The 13,877-nt window shown below is 32.7% G+C and carries 11 protein-coding genes; all 11 read left to right on the top strand.

Annotation, left to right across the window (positions count from 1 at the left end; genetic code table 11):
* A partial coding sequence (locus ACEN2H_RS15150; protein WP_441733807.1) for a T9SS type A sorting domain-containing protein occupies positions 1–624 on the top strand: 624 nt, incomplete at its 5' end.
* A 39-nt stretch (positions 625–663) separates the two neighbouring features.
* Entirely contained in the window at positions 664–1,164 is a 501-nt protein-coding gene (locus ACEN2H_RS15145; protein ID WP_441733805.1) for a hypothetical protein, read from the top strand.
* Positions 1,165–1,578: 414 nt separating this feature from the next.
* Positions 1,579–2,169, top strand: a complete 591-nt coding sequence (locus tag ACEN2H_RS15140; protein ID WP_441733803.1) for a porin family protein — start codon at positions 1,579–1,581, stop codon at positions 2,167–2,169.
* A gap of 33 nt (positions 2,170–2,202) precedes the next feature.
* Positions 2,203–3,423 (top strand): hypothetical protein, encoded by a 1,221-nt coding sequence (locus tag ACEN2H_RS15135; protein WP_441733801.1) that lies wholly within the window; start codon positions 2,203–2,205, stop codon positions 3,421–3,423.
* Positions 3,424–3,488: 65 nt separating this feature from the next.
* Entirely contained in the window at positions 3,489–3,998 is a 510-nt protein-coding gene (locus ACEN2H_RS15130) for a hypothetical protein (RefSeq protein ID WP_441733800.1), read from the top strand.
* A 9-nt stretch (positions 3,999–4,007) separates the two neighbouring features.
* Positions 4,008–4,496 (top strand): hypothetical protein, encoded by a 489-nt coding sequence (locus tag ACEN2H_RS15125; protein WP_441733798.1) that lies wholly within the window; start codon positions 4,008–4,010, stop codon positions 4,494–4,496.
* A gap of 4 nt (positions 4,497–4,500) precedes the next feature.
* The gene (locus ACEN2H_RS15120) at positions 4,501–5,451 is read left to right on the top strand and encodes a DUF6175 family protein (RefSeq protein ID WP_441733796.1); all 951 of its coding nucleotides are present in this window, start codon (positions 4,501–4,503) and stop codon (positions 5,449–5,451) included.
* A 12-nt stretch (positions 5,452–5,463) separates the two neighbouring features.
* Positions 5,464–6,429, top strand: a complete 966-nt coding sequence (locus ACEN2H_RS15115) for a hypothetical protein (protein WP_441733795.1) — start codon at positions 5,464–5,466, stop codon at positions 6,427–6,429.
* A gap of 204 nt (positions 6,430–6,633) precedes the next feature.
* Positions 6,634–6,891, top strand: a complete 258-nt coding sequence (locus ACEN2H_RS15110; protein WP_441733793.1) for a hypothetical protein — start codon at positions 6,634–6,636, stop codon at positions 6,889–6,891.
* Positions 6,892–8,098: 1,207 nt separating this feature from the next.
* Entirely contained in the window at positions 8,099–9,943 is a 1,845-nt protein-coding gene (locus tag ACEN2H_RS15105) for a tetratricopeptide repeat protein (RefSeq protein WP_441733791.1), read from the top strand.
* Positions 9,944–10,164: 221 nt separating this feature from the next.
* The coding region (locus ACEN2H_RS15100; protein ID WP_441733789.1) for a beta strand repeat-containing protein at positions 10,165–13,877 on the top strand (3,713 nt) is incomplete at its 3' end.

Raw genomic sequence — 13,877 nt, 5'->3', positions numbered from 1 at the left:
CCTACAACATCTAATAATACGATTACAGGAACATGGTCACCTGCATTAAATAATACAGCCACCACTGCTTATACTTTCACACCAACTTTGGGACAATGTGCTACCACAGCTATGATGACTATTGTGGTGAATCAAATAAATACTATTACTTCAATTACAGGAGACTATAACGTTGATGAAAATAATTATCTTCAATTATCTTCAAATATATTAGGAGGAGTTTGGTCTAGCAGTTCACCTTCAATAGCTTCAGTTAATAATTTAGGTTTAGTTTTAGGGATTTTACAAGGTTCAACAACAATAAAATATTCAATTAATGATATTAATGGATGTTCTAACTTTTCTGAAGTGATAATTAACGTTGTAAATCTTTCATCTGATGCATTTGAAAAATTTGATTTAATTTATTATCCTAATCCAGTTCAGAATCAACTAATTATTTCAGCTAAACAACCATTAGATAAATTAGAAATTTATTCTTTGTTAGGTCAAAAAATTAGAATTATTAATTTAAAAAATGTTTTAGAAACCTTTGTTGATTTTTCAGATTTACCGCCATCATCCTACGTTATTAAAGTTAATTTTCTCGATAAATTCAATTTAATTAAGATTATTAAAAAATAATTATAAAAAATATTGCTTAACTAATACTGCAGTTTTTATTTGAATATCCACTTCAAAGGTAAATTAATATCTACATCCGTTTTTGTTAGTCCTTTATTTGATGCCATACATACTGCTAGTATTTCAGTCTTTATATTAGTTTTGATTTTATTAGTCTATCTCTTTAGAAATAAACTAAAAGAAACGATTATACCTTTCAAAGGAATTATTTACAATCAGAAAAAAAACGTGTTTTTTTATAAAAGAAAGCCAATACTATTATTTGATGACCAAGAAAAAAGGTTGTTAATCTATCTTTTGGAACATTTAAATCAATATATTTCTTTAAACGAATTGAACCAATTATTCGAAAACAAGCCCGAGACTGGAACTTATGCGGCTACCATAAAAAGGAGGGAACTAATTATAAATAGTTTTCTTTACAAAGTGTCGAAGCTAACTGGAATTGAGGAAAATGAATTATCCATTGAAAGAAAAAATGCAACGGACAAACGAATTAAAGATATTTGGTTATTACCAAACTTACTAAAAAGTGAATAAACGAATATTAATCTCCTAAATCAATCTGAAACGCCTTCTACAAGGCGTTTTTTTTTACTTATTATAGTATTGTTAATCAATTGTTTAAATAAAAATAAATAGTAGAAAGTATTGTTTCCGATATTTTTTTTATAAAAACCATAAACTTAAATCATTTTTACAGAGAAGAAAAGCTAATAAATAATAAGTAAAGCTGACTAATAAAAAAATAAGCTTATGTAGCAGCGATTAGCTAAAATTTCTGCAAAAAGAACTACAAATTAGACAAGGAGTAATTAAGGTTTTTCCTGTGATAAACAATAAAGTAACTCAAGTACAGAAATAATGTTTTTTATTAAGCTTTATTCCATGAATTTGTTCCAGTGATTTTAATTTTGAAATGATAGGTTAGCATAATTAATATCATAAAATAAAATGAAGAAGAAAATTATAGTTGTTTTATTGTTCTCTCTGTTTTCAACAACTGTATTCAGTCAGAAAACTAAAAGAGAAGAAGGAATTATCATTGGTATCAAAGGAGGGTTAAATATTTCAAATTTTATTGGAAATGTTGAAGATCAAGGTATGAGAACAAGTGTCCATTTAGGCTTACTTGCAGAAATTATGATTTCAGATAATTTTTCAATTCAACCAGAAATATTATACTCTAAACAAGGTTCAACGCATACTGGTATTGTACCTGGATTTTATAGAACTAAACTAGATTATATTTCCTTGCCTGTGGAAGGAAAGTTCAAAATAGTAGGTAAACTGAGTTTTGAAGCTGGTCCTCAATTAGGGATCCTTATGTCCTCAAGATTAAAGACGAGCAATTCTAATGCTAAAATTGACACAATAAAAACCATAGATTTTGGTATTAATGCCGGCTTGCGATATAATATAAATGATGCAGCATTCATTCAAGGTCGTTATGTTTTAGGTTTAATAGATAATGGAGTAACAGGAGACTCTAACAATCAAAATAGCAACTCAGTGATACAATTATCCATCGGATATCTATTCTAAAATTCTAACACACATAAAATCAAAAAAACTCAAATGAAAGCACTACTAACTATTACATTAAGTACCTTATTGTGTACTTCTATCCTTTTTGCTCAAGACAATCAAAAGGAAATTAAGGAAACAAAATACCGAAGAAGTTCACTTCATACCATTCTAATTGAATCTTCAAACTTCCCGAAAGTAGATCAAGTATTAAGTGCATATTACAATGCACCATTTCCTGATAAATATGACAACCATGACATTGGAGAAAAATCATTTAGCTTAACAAAATATTCAAGCGATACAGTTGCCTCAAAAACACCTGAAATGATTGAAAAATATTTTAAAGATCAACAAATCGCAAAAAAAATAGTGGCAAAATGGTTTAATAGACAGGATGATGGAAGCTTTGATTATGAATTAGTTGGAAGTCGAGGCGCTTTTAATGCCTCATTTTTAGATACAAAAACAGCTGCTGCCTCTAGTGACGGAAAGTATATATTGCAATCAGCAGGATTTGAATTAATCAACAATACATTTGTTGTAGTTTCATCAATGTATTTCGTTGAAAATGAGCCAATAGCAAGAGGAATTCGCGATGCTGCGATATTATTATTGGGAAAAGCAAATCCCTTGGTTCAAAAAATTGGAATAAAGGTACTTGAGAAAGCATATGAAAAAGCGAAAGAGGGTTATTCCGTATGGACAACTTCTTATTTGTACAAATTAAAATGGGACGAAACAACTCAAGGTACCTTTTTCCAAGATATGTATGCTGAAAAAAATCAGATAAATCCAATAGTAAAAGCAAAATTTGACACTAGTGACATTTTTGAAATGGAGTTTGTAGGTTCCCAGAAAGCTACAACTTTAGTAACTTTTTCATTAAAAGAAAAAAGAACGGAAGAACAAATCATTAATCTATCCGTAACTCTTAATATCGAAAAAGTGTTTGCTAAGCTTCAAAAAAACTATGATGTATTCAAACCGAAAGTTCCTTTGTTTACAGGAGAGCCTATTACTGCTAAAATTGGACTGAAAGAGGGGTTAGAGGATGGCGATAAATTCGAAGTTCTAGAAGCGGTTCTAGATGAGAAATCAGGAAAAATCGAATATAAAAATCTAGGAACTCTTAAAGTTGACGGACAGAAAATTTGGGATAATCGTTTCATATTAGGAGATGAACCAGTTCAGGAAGGTGCAATTGATCGAACTACCTTCAAAGGCGGAAAGAAATTCTATCCGGGCTTATTAATTCGTCAAATAAAATAGTATTCAAAGCGAATTACTAAAAAGTTGCCATATCAATAAATAAAGAAAAAAAAACACTAGATAAAATGAAAAAAATCGCCCTTACAATTTTTATAATAGTTGCATTTATATTTACGTGTAATGCACAAGCTAAAAAAAAAGCAGATAAATATACAAATGCTTGGCGATATGAAATTGAACCCGTTCAAACAGGAGTTTCAGGAACTTATTTAATAAAAGTTTGGTCGTATTCAAAAAAACCAGACGTAGCCATTGAACAAGCAAAAAAAAATGCAGTTCATGGAATTATTTTTAGAGGGTTTTCAGGTAATGATCGCGTTCCAGGTCAATCAGCCCTTAGTAACAACCCTAATTTATTAGACGAAAAAACTGATTTCTTTGATGATTTTTTCGCTGAAGGCGGAAAATACCTAAAGTTTGTGTCTTTAACCAACGATGGAGGTGTAGCGGCTGAAGATAGATTGAAAGTCGGTAAAGAATACAAAATAGGAGTCTTAATTTCTATCCGAAAGGAAGATCTGCGAAGAGATCTAGAAAACGCAGGAATTATTAAAGGATTATCAGTAGGTTTTTAATCAAAAAATATGAAAAAGATATTTATCACTTTACTTTTATTTACTGTTATTTTTAACGTTTCGGCACAGAAAAAAACAGCTGGAAATTACATCTATAAAACCGAATGTTTGGGAGTAGAACTTGATGGTTCGCAAACATTAAAAGCATGGGGAAATGGAAGAAACAGAGCAGATGCTGTAGAGCAAGCCAAAAAAAATGCCATAAGAGATGTGATTTTTAAAGGAATTCAAGAAGGAAAGCAGGAATGCAATCAAAAACCTTTAGTATTTGAAGTAAATGCTCAAGAAAAATATGAAGTCTACTTCAATAAATTTTTTGCCGACGGGGGAGAATATAGAAACTTCATTTCTTTGCGCGACGAACGCATTGGAGACAAACTTAATCGTGACCGGAAAAAAAATACTGAAAGCGTGACGAATGGATTAGTAGTTAGAGTGTTACGCTCAAATCTAAAGACGAAACTAATTGAGGACAAAATTATTAAACAACAACTATAATCTTATGAAAAATAATTTTAATTACTTTTTACTTTCACTTTTTTTCTTGACTGTACATTTTTCTTTTGCACAGGCAAAGAAACCAATTATTATGGTAGTTCCAAGTGACAATTGGTGTATCCAAAATAATTGTTATATTGAATTTGACAATCAAGGCTCCTCAACTAAGATACCTGATTATAAACGTGCTGTTCAAGAAAACATGGAATTGACTTTAGTAATGAATAAATTAGGAGAATTAATGGCTGCTCGCGGGTTTCAACTAAAATCTTTGGAACAAACATTGAAATCTTTAGAATCAGAAGCGGCTGAAAATGCTATGACTTCGAGCAAGAGTGACGCAGGCTTAATTGAAAGCCCTGTTGATAAATTAAAAAATATTGCCAAAGCTGATATTTGGATGCAAATCAATTGGAAAGTCAATTCCTTTGGTCCAAAAAAATCAGTTACTTTTGATTTAGTAGGTCTTGATTCTTATACAGACAAAAACATTGCTGGTGCTTCCGGAACCGGTAATGATTTGATTGGAGCTCCACTTCCAATAATGTTAGAAACTGCTGTTTTATCTCATTTAGACAACTTTAACGGTTTACTTCAAAAACATTTTGAAGATATGTTTGAAAACGGAAGAGAAGTAACCCTTAAAATTAAAAAATTCGATTCCTCTACAGACGATTTAGAATCAGAATACGAAGGAGAAGAATTGGGATCAATAATTGAACAATGGGTATCTGAAAATACTGTAAAAGGTAGGTTTAGCACAACTGATGCTTCAGAAAATAGAATGCAATTTGAACAAGTCCGAATTGCATTGATTGACGCAAATGGCAAAGCACAAGATACAAGAGGTTGGTCAAAAGGTCTACAAAAATTCTTAAAAGAAAAATATCAGATTACTGCAAAATTAACTATAAAAGGATTGGGACAAGCCTCAATTATTATTGGAGAAAAATAAAAACTTACAATTATGAAAAAAATATTATTCGCAATCTGTGTGTTAAGTTTGTTTTTCAAAACATCAGCACAAAATACTGGTGGAAAATTAGATGATGCTGCTAGAATTGTATTAAATACATTTATTCCCGATCAAGTTGAAGGATTAACAGAATCATCAAAAGCAAATTTATCTAATAAATTAAGTCAAATTGCTACTAAAGCAGGAATGGGTGGTAGTGCTACTAGTCCTCGTTTTATTATAACTGCTAATGTAGCTGTTTTAACTAAGGATATCACACCGACAGCTCCACCCATGCATGCCTATACTATTGAAATTACATTTTATATTGGAGATGGTATCGCAGGAACTAAATTTTCTAGCACCTCATTAACACTTAAAGGAGTAGGCACAACAGAAACAAAAGCTTATAACTCTGCTCTACAAAATTTAAAAGTAAATGATGCAAGATATCAAACTTTTATTGAAACCGGTAAAACTAAAATAATTGAATACTATAATAGTAGATGTGATTTTATTTTGAAAGAAGCAGAAATGTTTGCAAGTAAAAACGAATTTGATTCTTCAATAGCAGCATTAACAGCTATTCCTGAAGTGTGTAAAGATTGTTATGACAAAGCAATGAATGCTGTTGGGCCAATTTATCAAAAACTGATTGATCGTCAATGTAAAATTGATTTTACAGAAGCTAAAAATGCTTGGAATACTAGCCAAGATAATTCTAGTGCAGAACAAGCCTCTGTTTTTTTAGCAAAAATAGATCCAAATTCTTCATGCTATAATGATGCTCAAAACTTTTCCAAAATAATTGCAAAAAGAATTAATGATTTGGATAAGCGTGAGTGGGAGTTTAAAATGAAACAACAAGAAGATAATGTCGATTTACAAAAACTGACAATAAAAGCAGTTCGTGATATTGGAGTAGCCTACGGTAAAAATCAACCTAAAGTTATTTATAATATAAGAGGTTGGTGGTAATATATTGCCCAAACAAATCAAAAATTTAAATAATTGTGGTGCCTAAATTACGTCTTAAGATAATATATTTATTAAGGTTATATTGGTGTTTCTATTCGAGCCGCATTCCCTCGTGGGGATTTGACAAATACAGACTATAATATGGGAACGGGATTGAACTTAGGACTCATTAATGCTTGATATCGTTTTACTGAAAATTTCGGGTTGACTTTAAACTGGGGTTCATCAGCATTTTCAAATAAAGAATATAATACATCTGTTTTAGGTCTTGCTTATTTGGCTTATGGACCTATAGTGTGTTTTCCTTTAAATGATAAAATTGGGATAGACTTTAAGCCTCAAGTGGCATTCACTGCAGTAATAATTGATGTTGATGGTGAAAAATTTAAAACTAATACTGCGGCTTTTATTTGCATATCCAGTCATTTTTTTTGCCTTAAATTGAGCATAGAACCATCATAAAAACAAGTATTTGATTCAATTTTAAATCTATATCACCCACATTATTTTTTCAAAAACCTGTGAAGAAATTTAGGGGTTTTTTTACGGCATTTTTTCTACCAAATTTTCTAGAAATTCCAGTACTTGGTTTGAAAAAAAGTTTATAGGGTTCACAGTCGTACCAATGACCTTAAATTCATTTTAAGGTCATTTTTCATTTCATATCGAACCGATAGTTTACACTAAGAAAGCAAATCAAAAGATAATCACTGCCTATTTTTATCTATGTTTGATGCTAATGAAGTTTGCAGAAGATAGAGCAGTTTACGATTGCTGACCCTAAGAAGATTATTCCTAATTAATTAGCCTACTGAAGAACAACATTTTTCTCTTTACATACTATTTTTATTTTGTCATAATACATCATAATATGAATGTATTGTTTTGCAAAACTGTCGACAAAACACACTTATCCTTGATTTGGGATAGTCATGTTTCATTTTGCGGACTGCTTGGCACAAAACTTTTTTCTGATGGCAATGTTGAGCTAATCTTCAGCCACATCAATAAGCGTAGTAAGCTCCTTGATCTTCAGTTCGGCTTCTTCCAATGGCTTTTGTAGAGCTTTAGCCTTTGCAGCACAGTTATTCTGTCTAACGCAAAAGTCTTTATTAGGACCGTTTTCGAGATTATATTTGAAGATTTTAATTCTTTTATCACTTGAGCAATTACGATTATATAAAGGCCTATAAGTAATCTTCAAATTCTATAAAACGTGACACTAATTTAGCTCATACTTCATCGCAAAATAATAATAATTTGTTCTCCGTTTGTCGAATTTGCTTTGCTCAATCTAATTGGGGTTGTGTTCATTTTTTAACGGATTAAAAAATAAGTTTTCACTGTCAATTGATATGATTTAAGTAGCTGAAATAAATGTAACTACTTATAAATCAAATATATTATCTTTTGTAGAACTCGAAATTTGCATTCTAGATCACAATTTGAACAATATATACTTGTAAAACTCTAAAATAATTTTTTACTATATTTGAAATCGATATTGATTTTTTTTTCGACTTCAAAATCATGAATTTCGGTATCTTGACAGTATTTAATCAGTGGTTTTTTTATAAATAATTATACCCAACGGGTTATAGTTTACTATATCAAAACTCATAATTTTAAAAATGTACTATCGGTTAGTAGTACTTTATCATCAATCAAAATGAATAAGAAAATTTGTTTTTTTATATTTTTATTTTTTCCTGCATTATTTTTTGCCCAACCTAATGTAAACTCACTTGAATTATTATCACAATCTCAAAACAAAGACGAAGCATGGGTTGATAAAATGATTATCGAGGTAGGAGATATAATAAATAGCAATCCAAAATTAGCGGTAGAGTACACAAAAACTATTTTAAATATTTCTAAGAAACTTTCTTATGAGAATGGAATCAGCAATTCATTAATAAAAAATGCAGCAGCATTAAATGTTTTAGGTAAATATGATGAAGCAAAAAAACAAATTGATATTGCTTTAAAAAGTATTCCAGATAATAATTCTATTGATAAAGCTAAAGCTCTAATACTACTTGGTAAGGTTAATTATAATCTTGGTTCCTATGATTCTGCTCTGTTGATTTACGATAAAGCTGAAAAACTTACTAAAAGTAATGTAAAAAGTATTCAACATGCTGAAATTTACAATAACAGAGCAAATGTTTATGTTTTAAAAGGGGACAATAAATTAGCCATAGAAAACTATATCAATGCCGCTGAAATTTATCAATATTTAGATGAAAAGCAGTTGCTTGCAATTGTTTATACCAATTTAGGGAACTCAAATGCAAATTTTAAACTATACGATAAATCAATAGAGTACTTCAAAAAGGCAGCAGAAATAAATAAAACTTATAACGATTTATCAAATTTATCTATAAACTTTCTTAATATGGGGGTTTCATATAAAGAGATGGATTCACTAAACAAGGCTACTACCTATTATGAAAAATCTTTAGCGATTGCAAAAAATTTAGGGAGTAATCTAGTAATGGCGCAAAACTATTCCAATTTAGCGAATATTTATGAAAAAAAAGGTGACCATAAAAAGGCCTTATCTTTTTATAATTCATCTTTAGATATTTGTAAAAAAGAGAAAATACCCTATGGTTTAGCGCTTAATTATGCTAGTATAGGTGAAACCTATTTTTTTCTTAAAAATTATAAAGTTGCTATCATAAATTTAAATAGGGCTCTGGATTACACTAAAAAATTAGGTATTCCAAAAGAACAATCTAAAGTCTACGAAACATTAACTAAGGTGCACAAAGCTATGGGCGATTATAAAAACGCCTTTTACTTTCAATCTTTGTTTAAACAAATAAATGATAGTTTAGTAAATATTGAAAAGCATAAACAAATAGTTGAATTACAAATAAAATACGACACGGCTGAAAAACAAAAAACTATTTCAGAAATGGATGTTAAGCAAATCAGTCAAAAATTAACTATTGGATATTTATTTAGTCTATCCCTTTTGTTAATACTATTGTCGCTTTGGTTTTTTTATAGAAAAAAACAGTCTTTGCAAGAGAAAAAAATAGCCGAAGTTATCGCAGACAAAATGAAATTAGAGTTAGATATAAAAAATAATGAATTAGCTCATAAAACTTTAAACATTAGCCATCTTCAGGAAAACAATAAACTCATAGCTTCAGATGTTGAAGAAATTTTAAAATTATCAAAAGTTTCTAATATTGAAATTAATCAATTGGTTCGAAAAATTAAATCCTCATCAGAAAACATAAATATTTGGGATGAATTTGATCATCGTTTTAAAGAAATTCATGGCATCTTTCATTCAAAAGTTATAGCGATGTATCCAGATTTATCACCGGTTGAACTTCGAATAGTGTCATTACTTCGTTTAAACTTAACTACTAAAGAAATAGCGGAGATAATGCAACGAAGCATTAAAACTGTAGAAAACACTCGTGGAATTATTAGAAAAAAAATGAAGCTTGATAAAAATATAAATCTTACTTCCTTTATTTTATCTTTTAAATAATAGGCAGTTCTTTGCAAGCTTTATACCGCTTCCTTTTTTTAGTAATCTTTTGATTAAAAAAATCATCTTTTAACTTCTGTAAACTTGACTCACTAATATAGTAACTGCAAATAAAAGATAATCTGCGTTTTTTACAATTTCGGGGGTTTATCGGGGGGTGTAAAATAGAGCATTAAGTAAATCTAGTCATAATTTCGCTGCATACTTATAAAACGATTATTATGACATCTAAAATTTTGAAGCTCGCAATGGCTTTGTTACTTTTATTTACTTATTCTTTTGCTTCTGCCCAAAATTGGCCTCCAATGGGTAGTCGTATAAACGGAGAAAACTCAGGAGATTATTTTGGAAGTTCGGTAAGCATAAGTGCTGATGGATCTATACTAGCATCAGGAGCTCCTGAAAATGATGACAATGGAAATAGATCTGGACAAGTTAGAATTTTTCAACTTAACGGCACTGATTGGACACAATTGGGCAATACACTTGTTGGAAGTATACCAAATATAGCTTTTGGCTCGCGAGTAAGTGTCAGTGAAGATGGTACATTAGTTGCCGTTGGAGCCCCATTTTACAATACTAGCAACGGAGATTTTTCTGGACAAGTACAAGTTTTTAAGAACATAAATGGTACTTGGTCGCAAATTGGAACCGATCTTTTTGGTGAGGGATATACACATTATTTTGGATGGAACTTAAAATTAAGTGGAGACGGTAACCGACTGTTGGTAAGTTCCTACAATGCACCTGGAGTAAATGGTAATGGTACAAACGGTTTTGGATCTGGTATGGTATACGCCTATGAATATGATACAAACTCAGATACATGGACACAATTAGGCACAACAATTCAAGGACCAAAAGGTGCTAAACTTGGGTACTCATTAGATATTGATTACGATGGTAGCCATATAGCTGCTGGCGGATATGCCTACATTCCATATCAAGGTATTGTACAAACCTTTACCTATAATTCAACAAATTGGGTACAAACAGGTAGCAATCTTTTAGGTGACACTACAGACGATTCATTTGGATCTTCAGTTAGTCTTTCTTCAGACGGAACAAGGCTTGCAGTTGGTTCTACTGGAGCTAATGGATATGTAGGAAATGCCAAAACATTTGACTTTGACAGCAATACAAATGATTGGGTACAAGTAGGAAGTGTTCTTCCTGGTCTTGTAACATCAAATTATTATGGTTCATCAGTTAGTTTAACTAGTGACGGAAATAAATTAGCCGTTGGAGGTACATCTGGCGCTGGAGATAATGGATATATCCGTATTTTTGATTTTGATTCGAATACCAATGATTGGGTACAAGATGGAAACGATCTTTTAGGAGCAGCAGACGATTTATTTTTTGGTTCGGATGTTAACTTTAATAATGATGGTAGTGTATTAGCAACTAGCACGCCTTATACAAGTCTTGGTGATCCTTACTCCTCAGAAGGAGGCGTTACTGTTTTTGGGAATAGTACAACAACAACAACCTTAAACGCAGGAACCTTATGGACTTCTCAGACCTCTGCAGCAGATAATCAGTGGAGAGGCGTAACCTACGGTAATGGCTTGTATGTAGCTGTTGCTTCTTCGGGTACGGGTAACCGGGTAATGACGAGCCCAGATGCAATTGCTTGGACAACACAAAATGCGGCGGCAGATAACACTTGGAGAGATGTTACTTATGGCAATGGTCTTTTTGTAGCTATATCGGCTTCTGGTTCAAGCAATCGCGTTATGACGAGCCCTGACGGAATTAATTGGACATCTCGAACTTCGGCAGCAGATAATTTGTGGAATAGAGTTACCTATGGTAATGGACTTTTTGTAGCTGTTGCGGCTAATGGTGCAAACCGCGTGATGACAAGCCCTGATGGTATAACTTGGACGGCGCGAAATGCAGCTGCATTTAATGTTTGGAATGACGTGGTGTATGGAAATGGTCTTTTTGTAGCGGTATCTGATACTGGAATCAGCAATCGTGTAATGACGAGTCCTGACGGTATTACTTGGACGTCTCGAACGTCTGCAGCTGATAATAGTTGGAACGATATTACTTATGGCAATGGACTATTTGTAGCAGTGGCGCAAAGTGGAACGGGAAACAGGGTCATGACCAGTCCTGATGGTATCTCTTGGACAGCGCAATTGTCTGCGGAAGATAATACTTGGACTAGTGTTACCTATGGTAATGGTTTATTTGTAGCAGTAGCCGGCAGTGGTTCAAATCGTGTTATGACAAGCCCTGATGGTGTTACATGGACGGCACATGCATCGGCTGCAAGCAATGGTTGGATTAGTGTAATCTATGAAAATAATATGTTTGTAGCTGTATCGCTCAATGGTACAGGTAACCGTGTTATGACCTCTAAATCTTCAACTGCGGCACCTAGCCCAACAATTATTCCAAATAGATCATTAAATTTTGATGCTACTGCTGGACAGACAGTTGATATAAACCCAATGATACCATACACATCAAGTTATACCGTAATGGGATGGGTAAATATTACAGGATCATTTTCAAATATATTTACTTGGGGAAGTCCTACAACCAATAATTACGTTAAGATTGAAACTAATTTTAGCGGAAAATTAAGGTATTATGTGCCTTCTGGTGGCGCAGTAGTAGAATCAACTACAATTATTAAAAATTCGGGTTGGGTTCATATCGCCATTACAAATAATGCAGGATCTATTACTCTGTATGTAAATGGAGTAGCAGAGAACACAGGAAATGAAACAAGAATTATTACACCCACAACATCTTCAATGGGAGCTGCATTATTAAATGGGTCTATACAAGGTTCAAATAATGGAACAATAGACGAACTCTCAATTTGGAACAGTGCACTCACCAGTGTTGACATAAATAATTTTATGACAAACAGCCCTGATGGTAATGAAACGGGAGTTATGGCATTTTATGATTTTAATAACCCTTATATTGCTCCTCGTGGAGATAACACCTCTGTTTCACAAGCTATCACATTAACAGATGTGAGTGGAAATGGATATACTGGTACTTTATCTTCATTTTCTTTAAATGGAGCTACTGGTAATTGGGTAGAGAAACAAATTCCAGTTTTTACTTCATGTTCAGGTACAGCGTCTGCAGAACAAACTTTCACTCTCTCTGGTACAGATTTAACAAATGATGTTATAGTTACTACAACAACAGGTTTTGAGGTAAGTTTAACTCCAGGTTCTGGTTTTGCAAGTTCTGTAAGCATAACAGCTAGCGGTTCTTTAAGTGCAACAACGGTCTACATTAGAGTTACTAGTTTAGCAGCAACAGGTGCTATTTATGGAACTTTGACAACGTCATCAGTTGGAGCAACAGATAGGATCTTAAATTTAGCAGGGATTGTTAATTCTATATCTTTAACCGCTGCCTCCCAAACCAATGTATCTTGTAACTCTGGCTCTGATGGTTCGGCTACAGTCTCCGTTTCTGGTGCATCTGCCGGATATAGCTACTCATGGGCACCATCTGGCGGAATAGCTGCTACAGCTTCAGGACTATCAGCAGGTACATATACGGTAACGGTAACCGATGCTAGTTCTTGTACCGCTACCCAAAGTTTTACAATCACGCAACCCGCTGCTCTAATAGCAACTGCTAGTGCACAAACTAATGTATCTTGTAACTCTGGATCTAATGGTTCGGCGACAGTCTCTGTTTCTGGTGGTACTGCTGGATATACCTATTCTTGGGCACCAAGTGGTGGAACGGCTGCTACAGCTTCAGGACTATCAGCAGGTACTTATACTGTGACTGTGACTGATGCTAATTCTTGTACCGCTACACAAAATTTTACAATCACGCAACCAACTGCTCTAGTAGCAACTGTCAGTGCACAAACTAATGTATCTTGTAACTCTGGATCTAATGGTTCGGCGACAGTCTCTGTTTCTGGTGGTACTGCTGG

The organism is Flavobacterium sp. W22_SRS_FP1, from assembly GCF_052113685.1.
Taxonomy (GTDB): domain Bacteria; phylum Bacteroidota; class Bacteroidia; order Flavobacteriales; family Flavobacteriaceae; genus Flavobacterium.
Note: the sequence above shows the minus strand (reverse complement) of the source record. Positions and strands in the feature narration are given on the sequence as shown.